Consider the following 20,195-nt stretch of genomic DNA (forward strand, 5'->3'; position numbering starts at 1 on the left):
CAGGGAGGACGGGCGAATGGTCCATCTGTCACGGGCGGTGAGGGGCATCGGCGCCGCTGCCATCGTCGCGGCCACGCTTGCCGCTGCGCCGGCCGGCGCGCAGGAACGCGTGCGCTGGGGCGTGCCGATCGCGTTCGGATCGAACCTCACCGCGCTGGGCGACACGCTTCCCTACGTCGCGCAGCAGCTCAACCGGATGTCCGGCGGGCGCATCAACTTCATCGTGCAGGAGCCGGGCTCGGTCATTCCGGCTCTCGGCGTGTTCGACGCGGTGAGCGAAGGTAAGGTCGACGCCGGCTATTCCTGGATGGGCTACGAGATCGGCAAGGTGCCGTCCTCGGCGCTCTACGGCGCCACGCCGTTCGGGATGGAGGCGCTCGAATTCTCCGCCTGGTATTGGTTCCATGGCGGCAAGGACATGCTGCTCGAGATCTACGCGCGCCACAACATCGTTCCGATCTTCTGCGGCGCGATCGCACCGGAGGGGGCAGGCTGGTTCCGCCAGCAGATCACCAATCTCGACCAGGTGCGCGGCCTGCGCTTCCGTGCCGCGGGCCTCGGCGGGCGCATCTGGGAGCGCGTCGGCGCCTCGGTGCAGCTCATTCCGGGCCCCGAGCTCTACCAAGCGCTCGAGCGCGGCGTGCTCGACGGAACCGAGTTCAGCCTGCCGACGGTCGACGAGCAGCTCGGCTTCCAGCGCGTGGCGAAGTTCCTGCACCTTCCCGGCTTCCACCAGCCGACCACGAACCAGTTCCTCTATGTGAACAAGGGCGTGTGGGACAAGCTGCAGGAGCCCACCAAGGCGATGATCGAGACCGCCTGCCAGGCCGGCGTCGCCTTCGCGATGGCGCGCGCCGAGGCACTGCAGGGCGCTGTTCTCGCCAAGTTCAAGGCAGAGGGCGTGACCGTCGCGCGGCTGCCGGAGGACGTGCTGAAGCGGCTGCAGGAAGCGACCAACGCGGTGCTCGACGAGCAGGCCGCGCGCGATGCCGACTTCAAGCGCGTTCTCGACAGCATGCGGAAGTTCCAGGACGAACATCAGGCCTGGAAGCAGCTCGGCTACCTCCCGCGCGACTGGCCGATCCGCTGAGCCGCGCCGGCGACGCCCGGGCGGCCGAGGGAAAAGGGGGGAGGCCGTGACGCAGTTCGTCGGACTGCAAGAGGGCGCCGAGGCAAAAGGATATCTCGCGGGGCTTCCCCCCTGCCCCGCCGCCGATGCGATCGAGCGTGCCGTGCTGCTCGTCGGCAAGATCTTCGCCTTCGCCTGGCTTCTGCTCGTGCTGGTGATCATGGTCGGCGTGCTCGAGCGCTACGCCCCGCCGATCACGCGGGTGATGGCGATGATTTTCGGCTCGAACCCGGGAACGGCGCTGACGGAACTCCAGTGGCACCTCTACGCCGCGGGGTTCCTCGTCGCGATTCCCTTCGCGATGGTGCGCGGCAACCATGTGCGGATCGACGTGCTGGCCGAGCACTTTCCGCTTCGCCGCAAGGCGTGGATCGAGTTCCTCGGCACACTGCTGTTCCTGATCCCCTTCTGCGTGTTCGTGCTGATCCATGCCGCTCCCTTCGTCGAGCGCTCGATCACGCTCAACGAGGTCTCGCCTTCGCCGGGGGGGCTTGGGGGGCGCTGGATCATCAAGAGCTTCATGATCGTCTCGTTCCTGCTCCTGCTCGCCGCAGCGCTCGCGCGGCTGTTGCGCGTGGCGAACTTCCTCTTCCGCCAGCGCGCCGCCTGACGCGGCGAGGGACCCCACACCATGCTCGAAACCTACGAGCTTCTCGTCATCATCCTGCTCGCGAGCTTCATCCTTCTGATCTTCACCGGCTACCCCATCGCCTGGGTGCTCGCCGGCGTGTCGTTCTGGTTCGTCGTCATCGCGATCTACGGCAGCGAGTATGCCGACCTCGACACCTACCTGCTGACGAGCTGGGCGCGGTTCTCCGTCATCGTCGACCGAATATGGTCGCAGATGCAGAACTCGGTGCTCGTCGCCCTGCCGATGTTCGTGTTCATGGGGCTGATGCTCGACCGGTCCGGCGTGGCCGACCGGCTGATGCAGTCCTTCACGCGTCTTTTCGGCAGCCTGCAGGGCGGACTCGCCATCGCGGTATGCTGCATCGGCATCCTGCTTGCGGCCTCGACGGGCATCGTCGGCGCCTCGGTGGTGCTGCTCGCGACGCTGTCGATGCCGCTGATGCTGGCCTATTCCTACTCCAAGCGCCTCGCGGCCGGGGTGATCGCCGCGTCCGGCACGCTCGGGATCCTGATCCCGCCCTCGATCATGCTCGTCATCATGGCCGACCAGCTTGCCATGAGCGTGGGCGACCTGTTCATGGGCGCGATGATCCCGGGGCTTCTGCTCGGCGTGCTCTACATGCTCTACGTCATCGTGGTGACGCATCTTTTCCCCGGCATGGGCCCGCCGCCGGCGGATGCGCCACCGATGACGGCGCGCATCGTGCTCGATGCGCTTCTCTCGATGGCAGCGCCCGCGGCGCTGATCCTCGCCGTGCTCGGCACGATCTTCTTCGGCATCGCGACCGCGACCGAGGCCTCGGGCGTCGGCGCGTTCGGGGCGATGCTGCTCGCGGCCTGGAATCGCCGGCTCGACTGGCGCTGCATCAAGGACGTGTCCTACGAGACGGCCGCGACCACCGCGTTTATCATGGCGATCTTCCTCGGCGCCTCGGCCTTCGCCCTGGTGATGCGCAACCTCGGCGGCGACGAGTTCATCGCGCACATGCTCCGCTCGCTGCCGTTCGGGCCCGAGGGGATCATCATCGTCATCCTCGGCATCGCCTTCGTCGCAGGCTTCTTCCTCGACTGGCTCGAGATCAGCCTGATCTTCCTGCCGCTCGTGGCGCCGGTGGTGAAGGCGCTCGGCTTCGACCCCGTGTGGTTCGTGGTCGTGTTCGCGGTGATGCTCCAGACCTCCTTCCTCACCCCGCCTGTCGGGTTCAGCCTCTTCTATCTCAAGGGCGTGGTGCCGAAGGAGGTCAGCACCCGGGACATCTACCTCGGCATCCTTCCCTTCGTCGCGATCCAGCTTCTCTGCGTGTTCCTGGTGTTCGAGTTCCCCGAACTTGCCCTCTGGCTGCCGAGGGAGGTCTATGGCGGGGCTGCCCGGTAGCCCTGGCCCGAAAGGGCCGGGTTGATCCGCATCAACGCACGCCCCGGCACGATCCTCTACCGATGCGGGCATGGCGGAGGATCAAGCTCTCCTCAGGACCCGCACGATCCCCTACCTCGACGGGGTGGATGAGCGCGGGCTCGGGCTGCTTCTCGCGGGCAGCCACACCACCCACGTGCCCAAGGGCACGGCACTGCTGACCGAGGGCGCCGCCCCCGCCCCGGTGCATCTCGTGCTCGAGGGCCGTGTCGCGCTGACGGCGAGCGGCGAAGGCGGGCACTCGACGGTCATCACGCTTCTCGGCGAAGGCGATGTCGTCGCCGTGCCATCGAACCTTCTCGGGCTTCCCTCCCCTGTCGGCGCGGTCGCCACCATGCCGTCCCGCGTACTGACGCTCGACCCGGCCGCCGTGCGCACTGCGCTCGCGGCCGATGCCTCGCTGGCCCGGCTGATGCTGACGCTGCTGTCGCGGCAATGGTGCGCGCTGATCGGCCAGATGAAGGACCTGAAGCTGCACGACAGCCGTACCCGCGTGGCCCGCTGGCTCGCAGAGAGCGCACGCGGGACGCAGGGGACGGCGATCAAGCTTGCCGCGCCGAAGGCGATGCTCGCGCGGAACCTCGGGATGACCCCGGAAAGCTTCTCACGCGCCCTCGCGGCGCTGGAGGCGGCCGGCGCGATCTCCGCCGCCGGCTCCTCGATCGCGATCCTCGACCGCAGGCTTCTCGAAGGCGCGCAGGCCTCGCGCAGCGGGTGAGCCTCAGCGGACGCCGCCGGGCCAGAGCACCACGCGAAGCGTCTGCAGGATGATCAGCACGTCGAACAGCACGGAGAAGTTCTTCACGTAGTAGAGATCGTAGGAGAGCTTCGACCGCGCATCGTCCAGCGAGGCGCCATAGGGGTAGTTCACCTGCGCCCAGCCGGTGAGGCCGGCGCGAACGAGATGCCGCTCGTTGTAGAGGGGCAGCTCGCGGGCGAGCTCGCAGGTGAACTCAGGACGCTCCGGCCGCGGCCCGACGAAGGACATGTCGCCGCGCAGGACATTGACGAGCTGCGGCAGCTCGTCGAGCCGGGTGCGGCGGAGGAAGCGGCCGATGCGCGTGATGCGCGGGTCCTTCTTCGCGGCCCACACGGCGCCGCCGCGCTCCGCATCGGTCGTCATCGTCCTGAGCTTCATGATGCGGAAGATCCGCCCGCCGCGCGTCACCCGCTCCTGTCGGTAGAGGACGGGCCCGCCATCCTCGAGCTTCACCGCGAGCGCCGCGACGCCGAGGAACGGGGCGGTGACGAACAGCATCAGCGCGGAGGCGACGATGTCGAGAAGCCGCTTCAGGGCCAGGTCGATCGCCGAGTAGGTGAAGCCGTCCGCGTAGAGGAGCGAGCCGATATCGAGCCGCTTGAGGTCGATCCGCCCGATCTCGGCCTCGAGGAAGCGATGGTACTCACGCACGGGGAACCCGGCGGTGCGGCAGGAGAGAAGCTCGGTCATGGGCATTCCGCGCCGCTCATCGGGGGCGACGACGATCTGCTCTGCGCGGAAGCGCCGCGCGATCGCGAGGAAGCCTTCGGCTGCGTCGAAGATGCGCCCGGCATTCTCCGCGGCAAGACGCTGGTCGATCTCGCCCATCCGGGGGTCGTGGACGAAGGCGAGGTCGAGCCCGATCGAGCGGCCCTCGTTGCGGAGCAGCCACACCATGTCCCACGCGCGCTTGCCTGCGCCGATCACCAGCAGCCTGCGGCGGAAGGCGCCGCGCTTCAGAGCGAAGTAGAAGGCCCCGCGCGCGACAATCGCGGAGGCAGTGAAGGCGAGCACGGCCGCGCCGAACAGGGCTGCCGCGCCGGGCGCGCCGAACGGCTCAGGCAGGACGGCCGCGGAGACGAAGCCCGTCGCCGCACCGAGGCCGGCGGCCAGCGGGATGCGCCCGATCGCGTGGCGCGGCTCGATCATCGCCTCGCGGCGATAGAGGCCGAGCGCGTAGAGGAAGAGGATGAAGGCGGCCGGATAGGCAAGGAGCGGCAGAAGACCAGGCTGGGCATGGGCGGGGATCGCCTCGTCCACGAGCCAGACGGCAAGCGGCCAGGCGAGCGCGGCGGCCAGCATGTCTGCCAGGAGAAGCACGGGCCCTGCGCGCAGCATCAGCCCGGCCAGGCGGATTTCAGGCGTTGGCCCGCTGGCGTCGGTCTGGCTTGGGACGTCCTTCCGGGATCGCTGCCGCGCCTGGGGGGGCGGTTCCGCCTGGAGGTGCACAGGGGTTTCGGCCACGGACTCCCGCTCGGCATCGCCGGCAAGCGAGGAAGCCAGGGTCGATGTGCCCTCCTCGTCTCGATGCCTCAAGTGTGAAAGCTCCCCACCACACAGCCAAGGTACGATTGCATATACCAAGCCAAAACTTAAGGTAGAGTGACGTTCCTCATACTGCTACCGTATGCGGCAGATCGACCGACACTGTGCCAGGAAATCGGCGGCCGTGTGGCCACTGAACAAACTCCGACGCTCGACAGCGAAAACAGTCGAGCCAGACGGTCCGCGCGGCTTCGCCGAACAGGCGAGCGCCGCGCCTCTTCCCGTGCGCGGCACGGCACCGTTGGCCAACGGCACCGATCGCCCAATCCGACTAACGCCATTTCCGGACGCCGGTGTCACCATGCCGGCGACGCGCCGGTCTTTGCCTCCACCGGCCCGCACGGGCACCGGGGGCGGATGCGCGAGAAGCTTCTCGAGCGCGGCTCGGACTCGCTCGCCGATTACGAGCTGCTCGAGATGCTGCTCTTCTTCGCCATGCCGAAGGGAGACACGAAGCCGCTCGCCAAGGCGCTGATCAACCGTTTCGGCAGCTTCGCCAACGTCCTGTCCGCCCCCCAGCAGGCGCTGCTCGACACACGGGGCCTTGGCGTCCACTCCGTCTCGGCCATCAAGCTCGTCGAGGCCGCGGCGCTCAGGCTCGCCCGCGCAGAAGTGCTCGAGCAGCCCGTCCTGAACACCTGGGACAAGCTAATCGCCTACCTCACCGCGGCGATGGCGCGGGAGAAGACGGAGCTGTTCCGCATCCTCTTCCTCGACAGCCGCAACCGCCTGATCGCCGACGAGGCGCAGGCGCGCGGCACGGTCAACCACACGCCGGTCTATCCGCGCGAGGTGGTCAAGCGCGCGCTCGAGCTCCACGCCACCGCCATCATTCTTGTGCACAACCACCCCTCGGGCGACCCGAGCCCGAGCCGCGCGGACATCGAGATGACGCGAATGGTGAAGGAGGCCGCCTCCGTCCTCTCCGTGACGCTGCACGACCACCTGATCATCGGCAACGGACGGTGGCTCAGCTTCCGCGCGGAGGGGCTACTGTAGCGCGACAGCGCCCCACCCAGCAGGCGGCACGTTCCGGAAACGCTCAGTCGACGAAGGCGATGTCGGGACGCGCGAGCCGCGCCTCCAGCCAAGCTGGAACCTTGGCCCCGCCAGCCACCGCAGCGTCCATCTTCGTTTCCTTCTCGCGCACCTCAGCAAGCGCGGCCGCCACCATGCCGATCGTCTCGCGCGGAACGATCACGACGCCGTCGCCATCCGCCACGACGAGGTCGCCTGGCCCGACCGCGACGCCGCCAAGAACGATGGGAAGCCCGATCGTTCCGGGGCCGTCCTTCTGCGGCGAGTTGGGCGAGACACCGCGCGCGAACACGGCCATGCCGAGCATGTCGAGCCCGGGGATGTCGCGCACGATCCCGTCGGTGACGAAGCCCCCGATGCCGGCGTTCCGCGCCATGCCGAGGAGGATGTCGCCCGCGACCGCGGCCGCCTCGCACGCCCCCGTCGCAAGGACCAGAACGTCGCCCGGCTTCGCATAGGCAAGCGCCGCATAGGGGGCCAGGTTGTCCTGCCCGCGCGACCAGACGGGCAGGGCGGCGCCGAGGATGTGCGCCGTTTTCGTCACGCAGCGAATGCGGTGGTCGATCGCGCCGCGCCTCGCCTGCGCATCCGCCACCCAGCCGGTGGGCGCATCGCGGAACGCGGCCCACTCGCTTTCCGAGGGGCGCGGCCAATCGCGCCGGATCGTCAGTGTCGGGGCCTCCACCATGTCGCCTCTCCTCACTCTCTCGCCTGGTGCCTCGGCGTCTCAACGGGAAGGCCCGGTTCCACGGGCTCGCTCCCGTCCGTCCCGGCGATGCGCCCGCGCACGAACTCGATGTGCTGGCGAAGGTCATAAAGCGCGCGTGCGTAGCTCAGCGGCACATGCGTCGACGAGACGCGATCGGCGACGCGATCGAGCCGGTAGAGGAGCGTTTCGCGAGCAGCCTCGCCCTCCTCGAACGCATGCTCGACCGTACGCACATCGCGATACCAGCGATAGATCTTGCGCTCGATCTGCCAGCGGAACAGAGGCGGGGCGATGCGCGACAGCGGGATCAGGATCGTCAGCAGCGGGATGATCAGCACCCAGGTGCGCTCGATCGTCACCGCGACCCAGAACGGCAGGTAGCGATGCAGGATGCCCGGCCCGAAGCGGTAGTGCCGTTCGGCGTCGTCGTGCAGCGGCCAGTCTGTCGGGCCGGAGGCGGGGAAGGTTCCGGCGGGTGCGAAGAACTGCCGCGCGCGCTGGGTCTCCGTCAGCACCTCGAGAAGCAGCGTCACGATCTGCGGGTGGATGCCGTCGCGCGCAACGACCTGCACCACGGGCGCGAGCAGCGTCACCGGCTCGCCAGGCAGGTCCTCGCTCAGGCTCGCGCTGCCGGCGGGAAGCGGCACGTCGGTCAGGAAGGGGAAAGCGGTGCGATAGGCCTGCGCACGGGCGGAGAAGTCGAGCAGCGCAACGGCGGGGTCGCGCAGCAGCGAGAGGATCGCCGGCGTCGGCGTGGCGGCGACGAACACGGCCGCATCGATCTCGCCTGCAGCGAGCGCCTGCGCCGCATCCATGCCGGCAAGCGGCAGCGCCTCGACGCCGCTCGCCCCGGAGCCTTCGATGAGCTGCATCGCCAGGACGCGCGTGCCGCTGCCTTCAGGACCGATGGCGACTCGCGCGCCGGCAAGTTCCGCAAGCCGGGTGGCGGACTGCCCGGCGCGATGGAACACCCAGACCGCCTCGTAGGCGATCGCGCCGAGGCTCGTGAGCTTGGGATGGAGCTCCTCGCCGCCGACGCCGCCCTGGACGATGGCGATGTCCGCGCGCGGCGGCCCGGCGTCGACGAGATCGAGATTCTCCGCCGAGCCCCGGGTCGTCAGCACGCGGGCCTCGATGCCGTGGCGGGAGAGCAGCGCCGCCCAGCGCTTCGCGGTGGCGAGGTAGGTGCCGCCCTCCGGCCCAGCGGCGATGGTAATGTCGCGCGGCGGCGGCGGCGCGACGAACTGCCAGCCGACGAGCCCCGCGGCGACGAGCAGCACGAGAACGATCCCATAGACCTTCAGCGCGGCACGGACGGCAGTCCACATGGTCCGGCAGGTTAGGCCGGATCGGCGCGCCCGCGCGAGTGGCCCCGTCGCTGCCGATCGCCTAGAGTCCAGGCATGACACAAGACCGTCCCGCCCTCTCCCAGCAGGTGACCTTCCTCTATGCCGAGGACACCGAAGCCTCCTGGCGCTTCTACGAGGAGGTGATGGGCCTCGCCCTCGTCCAGGACCAGGGAAGCTGCAGGATCTACGAGGCCGCTCCCGGCAGCCGCGCCTTCCTGGGAATCTGCCGCGCCCGCGCGCCACGCGCATCGGACAATCCGCGCGTCGTCGGCGGCGTGGTGTTCACCTTCGTCACCGATGCTGTGGATGCCTGGTACGAGAAGCTGAAGGAAAATGGCGTGGCGATCCCGAACGCGCCTGCCTCGAGCGAGCAGTATCGCGTCTACCACTTCTTCTTCCACGACCCGGCCGGCTACACGCTCGAGATCCAGCGCTTCGACAGGCCCGACTGGCCGAGCCCCGCCGGCTGAACGCGTCGCGCGAGCCTTCGAGACGTCGTACCGAACGGTCGCTCAGTTCGCGAACATGGTAGAGGGAAGCCAGGTGGCGATGCCGGGGAACACGGTGACGAGCGCGACAGCGGTGCACATCAGCAGGAAGAATGGCAGCGTGTTCTTCGCGACCGTGAAGATGTTCTCCCCCGTCAGTCCCTGAAGCACGAACAGGTTGAAGCCGACCGGCGGCGTGATCTGCGCCATCTCGACGACGATGACGATGAAGATGCCGAACCAGAGAAGATCGAACCCCGTTCCCTGGATGATCGGCAGCACGACCGTCACGGTCAGGACGATCATGCTCACGCCGTCGATGAAGCAGCCCAGCACGATGTAGATGAGGGTGAGCATCAGGATGATCATGTAGGGGTGGAACCCCTGTGCCCCGACCCAGGCCGCCATCGCCGAGGGGATGCGCGAATACGCCATCGCCTGGGTGAGGAACGCAGCCCCCGCGAGGATGAAGTTGATCATGCAGGAGAGGCGCACCGCGCCCATCAGGCTCTCGCGGAAGGTCGTCCAGGTCAGCGTCCTGCCCCAGGCCGACAGGATGAGCGAGCCGACGACTCCCATCGCAGCCGCTTCGGTCGCCGTTGCGATGCCGCCATAGATCGAGCCGATGACGGCGAGGATCAGCAGGACGACGGGGATCAGCGCGCCGCTGTCGGCGATCTTCTGGCGGAACGGGATTCGCGGCCCTGGCGGCGGCGTCTTGCCCGGGTTCAGCATCGACCAGATCGCGATGTAGCCCGAGAACAGCGCAATCAGCATCAGCCCGGGCAGCACGCCGGCGATGAACAGCCGGACGATCGAGACCTCCGCCGCGACGCCATAGACGATCATGATGATCGAGGGCGGGATGAGCAGGCCGAGCGTGCCGGATCCTGCGAGCGAGCCGATCGCCAGCGGCTTGTGGTAGCCGCGCTCGAGTAGCGCCGGCAGGCTCATCTTGCCGACCGTCGCGGCCGTTGCGGCCGAGGAGCCGGAGACGGCGGCGAAGATGCCGCAGCCGATCACGTTCACATGCATCAGCCGCCCGGGCAGGCGCTCGACCCACGGGGCGAGGCCACGGAACATGTCCTCCGACAGTTTCGTCCGGAACAGGATCTCGCCCATCCAGATGAACAGCGGCAGCGCGGCGAGCGTCCAGGACGCCATGGCCTGCCAGATCGCGGTGCCCAGCACCTTCTCGACGGGGAAGGCGTTGAAGGCCGGGAACAGGGCGGGCAGGACGACGATGCCGACGAGCCCCGTCAGCATCAGCGAGAAGCCGATCCACACCCCGAGGCCGAGGAAGAAGAACAGCGTGGCGAGAAGCATCAGGCCCGCTTCGGTGTGCGCGATCTCCATCGGCGGTCAGAGCTCCTCGGCCGCCTTGTCGATGGTGCTTCCGCCGCTCCGACGATAGCTCGGCGTGCCGCCGGCGAGCAGCACCGCGAGGTCGTCGAGCAGGGCGATGGCGAACACAACCGCACCCGCCGCCATGAAGCTCTGCGGGATCCAGAGCGGGACGGCGAGGATGCCCTGCGCCACCTCCTCGAACGCGATGCTGTCAGACACGAGGTCGACAGAGGCCCACGCGAAGAGCAGCGCCATCATCGCCGCGAGCGCGAGGGCGAGGCCTTCCATCACGGTGCGCGCCGCACCACGCAGCCGGCCGATCACGAGATCGACGCGGATATGCGCACCGTGGCGGAAGGCATACGCGAGCGGCAGCATGGCGCACGCCGCCATGGCGAAGGCCGTGATGTCATCTCCGCCAGGCACCATGCCGCCGACCTGGCGCAGCACGACCTGCACGAGGATGAGCAGGCCGATCGCGAGCAGCGCCAGCGCGCCCGCGATCCCGCTCAGAAGATAGAGGGCGTCGAGCGCGCGGCGCAGCACCGAGGCGCGGTCAGGCCTGGCGGCCGATGGCGGCGCGATAGTCCTCGACGAGCTTCTTGCCGTCGGCGCCGGCCTTCTGCACCCACTCCTCGATCATCGTGTCGCCGACCTTCCGAAGCCCCTCCATCAGCGTGGCGGGAGGCGGGTCGGCCACCGTCATGCCGCGGTCTGCCAGCTGCTGCTGGCGCGCGCGCTCTTCCGCCTCGGCGAGGTCCCAGCCGCGCTGCTCGGCCCGCTCGGCCGCGCCGCGGATGGCCTGCTGGGTGGCGGCGGGAAGCGCGTTCAGCGCGCGCGTCGAACAGAACACCGCGTTCTTCGTGCGCGTGAAGCCGACGGGAACGAAATGCTTCACGTAATCCCAGGCCTGGCTGTCGACGCCGGTCGCGGCAGAGGTGACCATCGCGTTTACGACGCCGGTGGCGAAGGCCTGGGCAAGCTCGGCCACCTGGACGAGCGTCGGCGTCGCGCCGACGAGGGTGGCGAAGCGCTGCGTCGCGGCGTTGAAGGTGCGGAACTTGGTGCCGCGCAGCCCCTCGAGCGTGGCGAGCGGCGTGTTGGTGTAGAAGCCGGACTGGGGCCAGGGAACCATGTAGAGGAGCGTGATGCCCTGCCGGGCGAGCCGCGCCTGCACGTAGGGCCGCTGCAGCCCGTTCAGCACGCGCGCCTCGGTGAAGCTGGTGACGAGCATGGGAATGCCGTCGACCTCGAACATCGGGTCCTCGTTGCCGTAGGCAGAGAGCAGGATCTCGCCCATCTGCACCTGGCCCGTCTGCACGCCGCGCTTGATCTCCGGCATGCGAAGAAGCGAGGCGTTGGAGTGCACGACGATGTTGAAGCCGCTCGCCGCGCCCTCGACGTCCTTGACGAACTCGCGGATGTTCTGGGTGTGGAAGTTGCCGTCGGGATAGGGGGTGGCGAACTGCCAGCGCGCGCCCTGGGCCGAGGCAAGGGAGGGAAGCGAGGCGGCGACGCCAGCACCGGCGGCGCCCAGCATAAGCGAGCGGCGATTCATCTCTTGAAGCCCCCAAACGTTGTTGCGGGCGCGAACGCCCCGTTCAGGCGCATGTCACAGAAAAGAGGGGCCGAACGCAAGGGGCACCGCGCCCGGCCATGGCGGGGGGCCTGTCAGTGCCGCTCGTCTTCGCCCCGCCCGGCATCGGCCGTGTCGAAGTGCCGCTTCACCAGGGTGAACAGGAACAGCACGAAGGCAACGAACAGGATCAGCCCGGCCACGTAAAAGCCGCTGTCCTTCGCGTTTGCCGCCATGAGCAGGCCGGTCAGGGCGAGCAGGATGCCGATCGTGCCGAACACGACCGAGGATGGGTTCATGGCTGGGTCTCCTTGTCTGTGGCGCGAAGCGGCCTCGGCGGGTGCACCTCGCCCGGCTCCGCGCGGTCATCGTCGAACAGGATGCGATGCGCCGCCGCGTCGAGATCCTCGTACTGCCCGCTGCGCATCGTCCAGAGGAAGGCCGCGAGCGCAAGGCCGCCGAGGATCAGCGAGAGGGGGATGAGCAGGATCAGCGCATCCATGCCGCCCCTCCCCGCTCGACCCTGAGCGCGTTCAGCACGACCGTGATCGAGGACGCGGCCATCGCCGCCGCGGCGATCGCCGGCGTGACGAGGCCGGCGACCGCGAGCGGCACGGCGACGACGTTATAGGCGAGCGAGATCGCGATGTTCTGCCGCACCAGCGCCTGAGCCCGCCGCGCGACGGAGACGGCCCAGGGCACGGCGGCAAGCCGCTCGCCCTGCCATACAAGATCGGCCGAGGCCTGGGCGATGTCGGCGCCGCTCGCCGGCGAGGCGGAGACATGCGCCGCGGCAAGCGCCGGGGCATCGTTCAGCCCGTCGCCCACCATCAGGACGCGCTTTCCCTCTCCCCGAAGCGCGGCAAGCCTTGCGACCTTGGCAGCAGGGGAGGCTTCGGCCTGCCACGTGCCGATGCCTGCGGCACGTGCCGCCTGTTCGACGGCGTCGCGCCGGTCGCCCGACAGAAGTGACACGGGAAGTCCCTGCCCCTCGAGCGCGGCGACCGCCTCTGCCGCATCAGCGCGCGGCGCGTCGGCGAACCGGAAGGCGACCGGGGCAAGCCCGGGTCGGGTCAGGAACAGTTCCATCCCTTCGCCAGGCTCGGCACCGGCGAAGGCCGCGCTGCCGAGGCGGATCGTTCCGCCCGCGCGCGACAGGCCCTCGCCGGGGTGCTCGATCACATCGTCCGCTGCCGCGACGCCGGCCACCGCGGCGAGCGCGCGGGCGAGCGGATGGCGGCTCGCGGCGGCCAGCGCGCCAGCCTCGGCAAGGTCTGCCTCCGTCCAGGAGCCGGCAAGAAGCGTCGGGCGGCCGCGGGTGAGTGTGCCGGTCTTGTCGAGCACCGCGCTGTCTGCCTCGGCGAGCCGCTCGAGCGCAGAGCCGGAGGCGACGAGCACGCCACCGCGCAACAGGAGCCCCGACGCCGCGACCTGCACCGCGGGCACGGCAATGCCGAGCGCGCAGGGGCAGGTGATGATGAGGACGGCGACGGCGTTGACCAGAGCCGGCTGCCAGGGGATCCCGAACCAGCCCCACCAGAGCAGGAAGGTGGCGGCGGCGAGCGTGTGGACGACGGGCGTGTACCAGCCAGCCACACGGTCAGACAGGGCGCGGTGCCGCCCGCGCCCCTGCTCCGCCGCTTCCATCATGCGCACGATCGCGGCAAGCACCGTGCCTTCGCCCGAGGCGGTGACGGTCACGGTAATCGGCGCGGCGAGGTTCAGCGTTCCCGCCTGCACCTCCGCACCGGCGGCGACGGCGCGCGGGATGCTCTCTCCGGTGACGAGCGACGGATCGACCTCCGACCGCCCGGAGGCGACGACGCCATCGACGCCGATGCGTTCCCCGGCCGAGACGAGAACGCGCTCACCGATGCGGACCGCATCCGGCGCGCGTGGCCTCGCCAAACCGTCCTCTCCGATCACCGAGACGGGGGCTCGGTTCAGCACCAGGAGCTGGCTCGCGGCACGGCGTGCGCGCGCCCGCATCCGCCTGTCGAGGAACCGGCCGACGAGCAGGAGGAACACGAGCGAGACGGCGCTGTCGAAATAGGTGTAGGGCCCGCCCCGGATCGTTTCCGAAAGGCTCATCGCTGCTGTGAGCAGGACGCCGAGGCTGATCGGCACATCCATGTTGGTCCGCCCCGACCGCAGGGCGGAGAGCGCCGAGCGGTAGAACGGAAGCCCGCACCAGAGGATGGCGGGAAGGCCGATCAATGCGGCGAGCCAGTGCATCAGGTCTCGCGTCGCCGGCCCCATGTCGCCGCTGCCATGTCCCGTCCAGACAGCGACGGAGACGAGCATCACGTTCATCGACGCGAAGGCTGCGACCCCCATGGAGAGGAGCAGCCGGCGCGACTCGTCGTCGTCGCGCGAGGCGAGGCAGGATGGATCGAAGGGTGCCGCCGTGAAGCCGAGCGCTGCGAGACGCGCGCCGAACGCGTCGGCCCGTGCGGCAGGGCCATTCCAGCGAATGACGAGCCTGCGCGTCGCGAGCGACTGGCGCGCCCAGGTCACGTCCGGTTCGCGCGCGAGCACCTGCTCGATCAGCCAGGCGCAGGCGGCGCAGGAAATGCCGCCGACGAGCAGGGCGATCTCGTGCCCGCCCTTGCCGTCCGCCACCGCGCGGGCGGCGAGATCGTGGCGCGGGGCATCCGGGTCGGGCCGCGGGGCGCTGCGCTCGGCCTTGGCATAGAACGCGGCAAGCCCGAGCCCCTCGACAAGGCCGTGCGCCGCCTCGCAGCCCGCGCAGCAGAACCGCGCCGCACCGGCGGGAAGTGCCGCGCCGCAATGCGCGCACGCCCCGCCCGACTGACGCGGCGCTTCGGCGACGACGCGGCCGAGTGCCGTCATCGTGCGACGATCCTCTGCCGGTGTTCGACGGGCCCGTCTTCGCCGCGTTGCGCGGCAAGCCGCACCTCCCACTGGCCCGGCCGCGGCAACACCACCGTGGCGGCATAACGCCCGGGACCGATCTGGGTGAAGCCGAGCGGAACGGGCTCCGGCGCCTCGAGCGGGCGGACCATGGCGGCCTCAAGCGCGAGCCTGTCGAGGCCCGCACCGTCCGGCCCCGCAGCATCGAGAACGAAACGGCCCTCGAGCGGCTCGCCGGGCTTCGGCTCCCATCTCAGCGAGAAGCGCCAGCCGAAGCGCGCCTGGCGCTCGGCTTCGGCAAGCACGGTATTGTAGAGGCGTCCGCGCTCATAGGCACGGTCGACGGTCGTTCCGGTGAAGGTGGAGAGCGCGAACCACACCATCACGGCGTTGACGACGATGACGAGCGCCATGCCGCCGACGAAGGTCCATGGAATCCATCGGTCGTATCGCCCGGCGGCCATCGCTTTCCTCATCGCTTCGGGGCGAGGAAGACGCTGTCATGCGACACGACCTCCTGCCCATTCTCATCGGTCAGGACGAAGCGGAGCCGGGTGCTCTCCGGCAGCCGCGCACCCGCCGGCGCGGTGACATGCACGCGGTTCGTCGCGACGCCATCGGCCCGCGTGGCGATCGTCGCAGCCTCCTGCGGGGCGCCAACCACCGCGACGGCCGCGCCCGGGAGCCCCTCGACGCCAAGCGCGTAGTGCGGCTCCTCGTAGCCCTTGTTCCACACCTTCACCGTGAAGGCGTTCCGCACCGAGCCATCCGCCAGCAGGATGTAGACAGGCGCGCGGTCACGCAGCACGGCGAGCTCGGTTGTGCTGCGCATCAGGAACGCCGCGAGCATCACGAGGCAGACGGCAGCGAGCACGCCGGCATAGATGAGCGTGCGCGGGCGGATGATGCGCCTGTCCGCCGTCGCGGTATCGCCGGCGAGCTGCCGCGCCGGGCCGGGAGGAAGCGCGGCGCAGGCGGTCTCGGCCTTCTGCATGTGCGCGAGCGTATCAAGCGCGATCAGGCCGCGCGGCCGGCCCACCTTGTCCATGATCGCGTCGCAGGCATCGATGCAGAGGCCGCAGCCGATGCATTCGAGCTGCTGCCCGTCGCGGATGTCGATGCCGGTGGGGCAGACATTCACGCATTGGCGGCAGTCGACACAGTCGCCCTGGCCTTCCCAGCTTTCGCCCTGCTTGTGCTTGCCGCGCGGCTCCCCACGCCAGGTGCGGTAGGTGACGATGAGGCTGTTCTCATCGAGCATCGCGCCCTGGAAGCGCGGCCAGGGGCACATGTAGGTGCACACCTGCTCGCGCGCCCAGCCGGCCAGCGCGTAGGTGGTGAAGGTGAGGATACCGAGGAACGAGTACGTCCAGCTTCCCGCCTGGCCGGTGACGATGTCGGCAAGCATCGTCGGCGCGTCACCGAAATAGAGTACGAACGCCCCGCCGGTCGCCGCGGCGATGACGATCCAGGCGGCGTGCTTGAGAACCTTCCTGCGCCAGTAGGCGCCGTTGCGGTGCCCCTGGTCCAGCCGCATGCGCGCATTCCGGTCACCCTCGATGCGGCGCTCGACCCAGAGATAGAGGTCGGTCCACACGGTCTGCGGGCAGGCATAGCCGCACCAGACGCGGCCAAACAGCGAGGTGACGAGGAAGAGCGCGACGGCCGCGATGATCAGCAGGCCGGTGACGAAGTAGAGCTCGTCCTGCCAGATCGCGATCGGCCCGAGATAGAACCGCCGCCCGGCGAGATCGATCAGAACGAACTGGTCCGGCGCATCGCCGGGCCTGTCCCAGCGCAGCCAGGGCAGCCCGTAGTAGATGCCGAGCGCGACGACGAGGAACACCCACTTGGCGTAGCGAAAGCGCCCCTGCACGCGCGCGGGATACACCTTCACATGCGCAGCGTAGAGCGAGGCAGGCTGGCTCGCCTGCGCCGGCGTCGGCTTCGCCTTCGTGGGCGCGTCCATCTGCATCGTCCGCCTGCGCTACTCTCCGCCGCCGAGCGTGTGGACGTAGACGGTGAGCATGCGGATGGTCGCCTCGTCGAGGCGGCCGCCCCAGGCCGGCATCACGCCCATGCGCGGGTTCGTGATCTGCGCGACGACCTCGGCCTTCGTTCCGCCGTAGAGCCAGATCGCATCGGCGAGCGCAGGCCCGCCGACATCGCGCACCCCCTCGCCCCTCTCGCCGTGACAGGCGACGCAGTTCTCGGCGTAGACCGCCGCGCCACGCCCGGCCGCCGCGGCATCGGTCGAGCGGCCTGAGAGCGAGAGCACATGCTCGGCCACGTCGTTGATCTGCGGCCGTGTCAGCACGCCGGCATAGGCGGGCATCTGGCTCAGGCGCGCGTCGGCGTCCTGGGTGTTGCGGATTCCGTGAACGATCGTCTGCTGGATGGCCTCGAGGCTGCCGCCCCAGATCCAGTCGTCATCAACCAGGGCCGGGAAGCCGCCGCGCGCGCCCTGCCCGCCCGCGCCGTGGCAGCCGGCGCAGTTGTCGGCAAAGGCGACGCGACCGCCGGCCATCGCATAGGCGAGCAGCTCGGGGTCGTTGCGTACCTGCTCGAGGCTCGCGGCACGGATGCGGTCGAGGAACGGCGCCTGCTCGGCACGCGCCGCGGCCATCTGCTCGGTGATCTCGCTTCGCATCGACCACCCCAGGATGCCACGGAAGTGGCCGGACAACCCAGGGAAGGAGGGGTAGAGGATTGCCCACAGCACCGACCAGGCGATGGTGCCGTAGAGAATGTAGAGCCACCATTTGGGCAGCGGCGTGTTGAGTTCCTTGATGCCGTCCCACTCATGACCGGTGGTCATCTTGCCAGTGACGGCGTCCTTCTCGATCTTCGTCGGCATCAGCGTGCCTCTCTCCCGTCACGGTCGTCGTCGAGCGGGATGCGTCCCCGCGCTTCGAAGCGCGCCTTGTTCGAGGGGCGGAACGCCCAGAAGACGATGCCCGCGAACAGTGCGAGGAACCAGACGACCCAGATCTGTTTTAGAAGCGGGTAATTGGCTGCGAGCCAGTCCATCGCGCCTCTCCTACTGCCTGAGCTGCTCGGGTGTGACGTCGGCGAAGTCGACGAGCGTGCCGAGCATCTGCAGGTAGGCGATCAGCGCATCCATCTCGGTCACCACGGCCGGGTTGCCGTCGAACGAGGCCTGCGCCGCCTTCGGATACCGCGCCGCGAGGCCGGCGCCGTCCGCGTCGGGGTTTGCCTGGGCGCGGAGATCGGCCATGGCATTGGCGATCATCTCGTCGGAGTAGGGAACGCCGAGCGCCTTCAGCGTGCGCAGATGGTCGGCGATGTCGGCCGAGCGCAGCGGCCTCTGCAGGAAGGCATAGGGCGGCATGATGCTCTCCGGCACGACCGAGCGGGGGTCGACCAGGTGCTGAAGCTGCCACTCATTGCTGTACTTGCCGCCGACCCGCGCGAGGTCAGGCCCCGTGCGCTTCGAGCCCCACTGGAAGGGCCTGTCATACATGCTCTCGGCTGCGAGCGAGTAGTGGCCGTAGCGTTCGAGCTCGTCGCGGAACGGGCGGACCTGCTGACTGTGGCAGGTGTAGCAGCCCTCGCGCACGTAGATGTTCCGCCCCGCGAGCTCGAGCGGCGTGTAGGGGCGGATGCCCTCGACGCGCTCGATGGTCGTTTCGATCGTGAACAGCGGTACGATCTGCACGAGCCCGCCGATCGAGACGGTGATCAGCGTGAGCACCGCGAGCAGGATGACGTTCTTTTCGATGACTTCATGGCGCATGGCGCGTTCCTCCCCTCACTCCGCCGCCTGAGCGGTCAGTGCGGGCCGTGCGGCGAGGCGGGGCTCGGCGCCCGTCGCCGTCTTCCAGAGGTTGTAGACCATGATCAGCGCCCCGGTGAGGTAGAGCACCCCGCCCATCGCGCGGATCACGTAGTAGGGGTGCATCGCCGCGACCGTTTCGATGAACGAGTACTGCAGGAAGCCGAGCTCGTCATAGGCGCGCCACATGAGCCCCTGCATGACGCCCGAGACCCACATCGCGCTGATGTAGAGGACGATGCCGAGCGTCGCGATCCAGAAATGCCAGGCGACGAGCTTCGTCGAGTAGAGCCTCTCCCGCTTCCACAGCACCGGCACGAGGTAGTAGAGCGCGCCGAAGGTGATGAAGCCCACCCAGCCCATCGCGCCCGAATGCACGTGGCCGATCGTCCAGTCGGTGTAGTGGCTAAGCGCGTTCACCGCCTTCACGCTCATCACCGGCCCCTCGAAGGTGCTCATGCCGTAGAAGGCGACGGCGGTGACGGAGAAGCGGAGCCCTGGGTCGGTGCGCAGTTTGTCCCACGCGCCCGAGAGCGTCATGATGCCGTTGATCATGCCGCCCCAGGACGGCATCCACAGCATCACGCTGAAGATCATCCCGAGCGTCTGTGCCCAGTCGGGCAGGGCTGTGTAGTGCAGGTGGTGCGGGCCGGCCCAGATGTAGAGGAAGATCAGCGACCAGAAATGCACGATCGACAGCCGGTAGGAGTAGATCGGCCGGTCAGCCTGCTTGGGGATGAAGTAGTACATCATCCCGAGGAAGCCCGCCGTCAGGAAGAAGCCCACCGCGTTGTGGCCGTACCACCACTGGATCATCGCATCCTGCACGCCGGCCGGAACGAGATAGCTCTTCGATCCGCCGAAGCTCACCGGAAGCTGCAGGTTGTTGCCGATGTGCAGCATCGCGATGGTGATGATGAAGGCGAGGTAGAACCAGTTGGCGACGAAGATGTGCGGCTCCTGCCGCTTCATGAGCGTGCCCATGAACACGACGAGGTAAACGACCCAGACGAGGGTCAGGAACAGGTCAACGAACCACTCGGGCTCGGCGTATTCCTTGCTCGAGGTCACGCCCATGACGTAGCCGAGCGCGGCGAGAACGATGAAGGTCTGGTAGCCGAAGAACAGGAACCACCCCGCCTCGGGCCCGCCGAACAGCCGCGCCCGACAGGTGCGCTGCACGACATGCAGGCTCGTGCCGATCAGCGCGTTGCCGCCGAAGGCGAAGATTACCGCCGAGGTGTGCACCGGGCGGAGCCTGCCGAAGGTCGTGTACTCGAGATCGAGATTGAGCAGCGGGAAGGCGAGCTGCCAGGCGATCAGCGTTCCCATCAGGAAGCCGACGACGCCCCAGAAGATGGTCGCGACCATGAAGGCGCGCACGACATCCTCGACGTAGGCGGGGGCGCGCGTTCGCGCGTGGCTCAGCGTCCCCTCTCCCGTGACCGCTGCTGCGACGTCACCCGACATGGTCCCTCCGACAGTCTGGGCGGCGACGGCCGCCCCTCTGGCACTCCAGACGGTGCGGAGGGTGCGCGGG

The 20,195-nt window shown here is 68.9% G+C and carries 21 protein-coding genes; 6 read left to right on the plus strand and 15 right to left on the minus strand.

What is annotated here, in order from left to right:
- The first annotated feature begins 16 nt into the window (after positions 1-16).
- The 4 genes from FIF60_RS10260 (at position 17) to FIF60_RS10275 (ending at position 3,891) form a co-directional block, all read left to right on the plus strand.
- A complete protein-coding gene (locus FIF60_RS10260; protein ID WP_144185982.1) occupies positions 17-1,090 on the plus strand; it encodes a TRAP transporter substrate-binding protein in 1,074 nt (357 codons plus the stop codon).
- A 46-nt stretch (positions 1,091-1,136) separates the two neighbouring features.
- Complete coding sequence (locus tag FIF60_RS10265) at positions 1,137-1,739, plus strand: TRAP transporter small permease subunit (protein ID WP_158639159.1); 603 nt, start codon at positions 1,137-1,139, stop codon at positions 1,737-1,739.
- Positions 1,740-1,760: 21 nt separating this feature from the next.
- Positions 1,761-3,134, plus strand: a complete 1,374-nt coding sequence (locus FIF60_RS10270; protein WP_144185984.1) for a TRAP transporter large permease — start codon at positions 1,761-1,763, stop codon at positions 3,132-3,134.
- Between the two features lie 70 nt (positions 3,135-3,204).
- The gene (locus FIF60_RS10275; protein ID WP_144185985.1) at positions 3,205-3,891 is read left to right on the plus strand and encodes a Crp/Fnr family transcriptional regulator; all 687 of its coding nucleotides are present in this window, start codon (positions 3,205-3,207) and stop codon (positions 3,889-3,891) included.
- A gap of 3 nt (positions 3,892-3,894) precedes the next feature.
- On the opposite strand, the gene FIF60_RS10280 is transcribed toward FIF60_RS10275, so the two are convergent.
- Entirely contained in the window at positions 3,895-5,271 is a 1,377-nt protein-coding gene (locus FIF60_RS10280) for a TIGR03013 family XrtA/PEP-CTERM system glycosyltransferase (protein ID WP_144185986.1), read from the minus strand.
- 564 nt (positions 5,272-5,835) lie between these two features.
- Between FIF60_RS10280 and radC the strand changes: the two genes are divergently transcribed.
- Positions 5,836-6,477, plus strand: a complete 642-nt coding sequence (gene radC / locus FIF60_RS10285; protein ID WP_144185987.1) for a RadC family protein — start codon at positions 5,836-5,838, stop codon at positions 6,475-6,477.
- A 43-nt stretch (positions 6,478-6,520) separates the two neighbouring features.
- Here the strand turns inward: radC and FIF60_RS10290 are convergent, their stop codons facing one another.
- Together FIF60_RS10290 and FIF60_RS10295 are read right to left on the minus strand one after the other, a co-directional pair.
- Entirely contained in the window at positions 6,521-7,204 is a 684-nt protein-coding gene (locus FIF60_RS10290) for an RraA family protein (protein ID WP_144185988.1), read from the minus strand.
- A gap of 11 nt (positions 7,205-7,215) precedes the next feature.
- Positions 7,216-8,553, minus strand: a complete 1,338-nt coding sequence (locus FIF60_RS10295) for a TAXI family TRAP transporter solute-binding subunit (protein ID WP_144185989.1) — start codon at positions 8,551-8,553, stop codon at positions 7,216-7,218.
- A gap of 74 nt (positions 8,554-8,627) precedes the next feature.
- On the opposite strand from FIF60_RS10295, the gene FIF60_RS10300 reads away from it, so the two are divergent.
- Positions 8,628-9,044: a VOC family protein gene (locus tag FIF60_RS10300; protein ID WP_144185990.1), complete on the plus strand. Its 417-nt coding sequence runs from the start codon at positions 8,628-8,630 to the stop codon at positions 9,042-9,044.
- Between the two features lie 42 nt (positions 9,045-9,086).
- Here FIF60_RS10300 and FIF60_RS10305 read toward each other — a convergent pair whose 3' ends face one another.
- From FIF60_RS10305 to ccoN, 12 genes are all read right to left on the minus strand, one after another.
- Positions 9,087-10,418, minus strand: a complete 1,332-nt coding sequence (locus tag FIF60_RS10305) for a TRAP transporter large permease (RefSeq protein WP_144185991.1) — start codon at positions 10,416-10,418, stop codon at positions 9,087-9,089.
- Positions 10,419-10,424: 6 nt separating this feature from the next.
- A complete protein-coding gene (locus tag FIF60_RS10310) occupies positions 10,425-10,955 on the minus strand; it encodes a TRAP transporter small permease (protein WP_204251162.1) in 531 nt (176 codons plus the stop codon).
- Between the two features lie 10 nt (positions 10,956-10,965).
- Positions 10,966-11,967: a TRAP transporter substrate-binding protein gene (locus FIF60_RS10315; protein WP_144185992.1), complete on the minus strand. Its 1,002-nt coding sequence runs from the start codon at positions 11,965-11,967 to the stop codon at positions 10,966-10,968.
- A 113-nt stretch (positions 11,968-12,080) separates the two neighbouring features.
- Positions 12,081-12,284 carry a hypothetical protein gene (locus tag FIF60_RS10320; protein WP_144185993.1) on the minus strand — a complete coding sequence of 68 codons (204 nt, stop codon included), beginning with the start codon at positions 12,282-12,284 and terminating at the stop codon, positions 12,081-12,083.
- Positions 12,281-12,487, minus strand: a complete 207-nt coding sequence (gene ccoS / locus FIF60_RS10325) for a cbb3-type cytochrome oxidase assembly protein CcoS (RefSeq protein ID WP_144185994.1) — start codon at positions 12,485-12,487, stop codon at positions 12,281-12,283. The genes FIF60_RS10320 and ccoS overlap by 4 nt, the downstream gene beginning before the upstream one ends.
- Positions 12,475-14,838 carry a heavy metal translocating P-type ATPase gene (locus tag FIF60_RS10330; RefSeq protein WP_144185995.1) on the minus strand — a complete coding sequence of 788 codons (2,364 nt, stop codon included), beginning with the start codon at positions 14,836-14,838 and terminating at the stop codon, positions 12,475-12,477. Before FIF60_RS10330 ends, ccoS begins: the two co-directional genes overlap by 13 nt.
- Positions 14,835-15,323, minus strand: coding sequence for a FixH family protein (locus tag FIF60_RS10335; RefSeq protein ID WP_239451583.1), 489 nt, complete (start codon positions 15,321-15,323; stop codon positions 14,835-14,837). Before FIF60_RS10335 ends, FIF60_RS10330 begins: the two co-directional genes overlap by 4 nt.
- A gap of 8 nt (positions 15,324-15,331) precedes the next feature.
- The gene (gene ccoG, locus FIF60_RS10340) at positions 15,332-16,828 is read right to left on the minus strand and encodes a cytochrome c oxidase accessory protein CcoG (RefSeq protein ID WP_144185997.1); all 1,497 of its coding nucleotides are present in this window, start codon (positions 16,826-16,828) and stop codon (positions 15,332-15,334) included.
- An 18-nt stretch (positions 16,829-16,846) separates the two neighbouring features.
- A complete protein-coding gene (gene ccoP / locus FIF60_RS10345) occupies positions 16,847-17,716 on the minus strand; it encodes a cytochrome-c oxidase, cbb3-type subunit III (RefSeq protein ID WP_144185998.1) in 870 nt (289 codons plus the stop codon).
- Positions 17,716-17,889: a cbb3-type cytochrome oxidase subunit 3 gene (locus FIF60_RS10350; protein WP_144185999.1), complete on the minus strand. Its 174-nt coding sequence runs from the start codon at positions 17,887-17,889 to the stop codon at positions 17,716-17,718. Before FIF60_RS10350 ends, ccoP begins: the two co-directional genes overlap by 1 nt.
- A 10-nt stretch (positions 17,890-17,899) precedes the next feature.
- A complete protein-coding gene (gene ccoO, locus FIF60_RS10355) occupies positions 17,900-18,616 on the minus strand; it encodes a cytochrome-c oxidase, cbb3-type subunit II (RefSeq protein WP_144186000.1) in 717 nt (238 codons plus the stop codon).
- Positions 18,617-18,631: 15 nt separating this feature from the next.
- On the minus strand, positions 18,632-20,125 hold the full coding sequence (gene ccoN / locus FIF60_RS10360) for a cytochrome-c oxidase, cbb3-type subunit I (protein ID WP_239451584.1): 1,494 nt from the start codon (positions 20,123-20,125) through the stop codon (positions 18,632-18,634).
- Positions 20,126-20,195 lie beyond the last annotated feature (70 nt).

This window comes from Elioraea rosea (assembly GCF_007644105.1).
Classification (GTDB): Bacteria; Pseudomonadota; Alphaproteobacteria; order Acetobacterales; family Acetobacteraceae; genus Elioraea_A; species Elioraea_A rosea.

What these genes read in the sequence shown, in the direction of transcription:
- radC (WP_144185987.1), top strand. Translation starts at nt 5,836, where the DNA reads ATGCGCGAGAAGCTTCTCGAGCGCGGCTCGGACTCGCTCGCCGATTAC.
- FIF60_RS10330 (WP_144185995.1), bottom strand. Translation starts at nt 14,838, where the DNA reads ATGACGGCACTCGGCCGCGTCGTCGCCGAAGCGCCGCGTCAGTCGGGC.
- FIF60_RS10315 (WP_144185992.1), bottom strand. Translation starts at nt 11,967, where the DNA reads ATGAATCGCCGCTCGCTTATGCTGGGCGCCGCCGGTGCTGGCGTCGCC.
- FIF60_RS10305 (WP_144185991.1), bottom strand. Translation starts at nt 10,418, where the DNA reads ATGGAGATCGCGCACACCGAAGCGGGCCTGATGCTTCTCGCCACGCTG.
- ccoG (WP_144185997.1), bottom strand. Translation starts at nt 16,828, where the DNA reads ATGGACGCGCCCACGAAGGCGAAGCCGACGCCGGCGCAGGCGAGCCAG.
- ccoO (WP_144186000.1), bottom strand. Translation starts at nt 18,616, where the DNA reads ATGCGCCATGAAGTCATCGAAAAGAACGTCATCCTGCTCGCGGTGCTC.
- FIF60_RS10280 (WP_144185986.1), bottom strand. Translation starts at nt 5,271, where the DNA reads ATGCTGCGCGCAGGGCCCGTGCTTCTCCTGGCAGACATGCTGGCCGCC.
- FIF60_RS10260 (WP_144185982.1), top strand. Translation starts at nt 17, where the DNA reads ATGGTCCATCTGTCACGGGCGGTGAGGGGCATCGGCGCCGCTGCCATC.
- FIF60_RS10320 (WP_144185993.1), bottom strand. Translation starts at nt 12,284, where the DNA reads ATGAACCCATCCTCGGTCGTGTTCGGCACGATCGGCATCCTGCTCGCC.
- FIF60_RS10275 (WP_144185985.1), top strand. Translation starts at nt 3,205, where the DNA reads ATGGCGGAGGATCAAGCTCTCCTCAGGACCCGCACGATCCCCTACCTC.
- ccoN (WP_239451584.1), bottom strand. Translation starts at nt 20,125, where the DNA reads ATGTCGGGTGACGTCGCAGCAGCGGTCACGGGAGAGGGGACGCTGAGC.
- ccoP (WP_144185998.1), bottom strand. Translation starts at nt 17,716, where the DNA reads ATGCCGACGAAGATCGAGAAGGACGCCGTCACTGGCAAGATGACCACC.
- FIF60_RS10350 (WP_144185999.1), bottom strand. Translation starts at nt 17,889, where the DNA reads ATGGACTGGCTCGCAGCCAATTACCCGCTTCTAAAACAGATCTGGGTC.
- FIF60_RS10300 (WP_144185990.1), top strand. Translation starts at nt 8,628, where the DNA reads ATGACACAAGACCGTCCCGCCCTCTCCCAGCAGGTGACCTTCCTCTAT.
- FIF60_RS10335 (WP_239451583.1), bottom strand. Translation starts at nt 15,323, where the DNA reads ATGGCCGCCGGGCGATACGACCGATGGATTCCATGGACCTTCGTCGGC.
- FIF60_RS10295 (WP_144185989.1), bottom strand. Translation starts at nt 8,553, where the DNA reads ATGTGGACTGCCGTCCGTGCCGCGCTGAAGGTCTATGGGATCGTTCTC.
- FIF60_RS10290 (WP_144185988.1), bottom strand. Translation starts at nt 7,204, where the DNA reads ATGGTGGAGGCCCCGACACTGACGATCCGGCGCGATTGGCCGCGCCCC.
- FIF60_RS10270 (WP_144185984.1), top strand. Translation starts at nt 1,761, where the DNA reads ATGCTCGAAACCTACGAGCTTCTCGTCATCATCCTGCTCGCGAGCTTC.
- ccoS (WP_144185994.1), bottom strand. Translation starts at nt 12,487, where the DNA reads ATGGATGCGCTGATCCTGCTCATCCCCCTCTCGCTGATCCTCGGCGGC.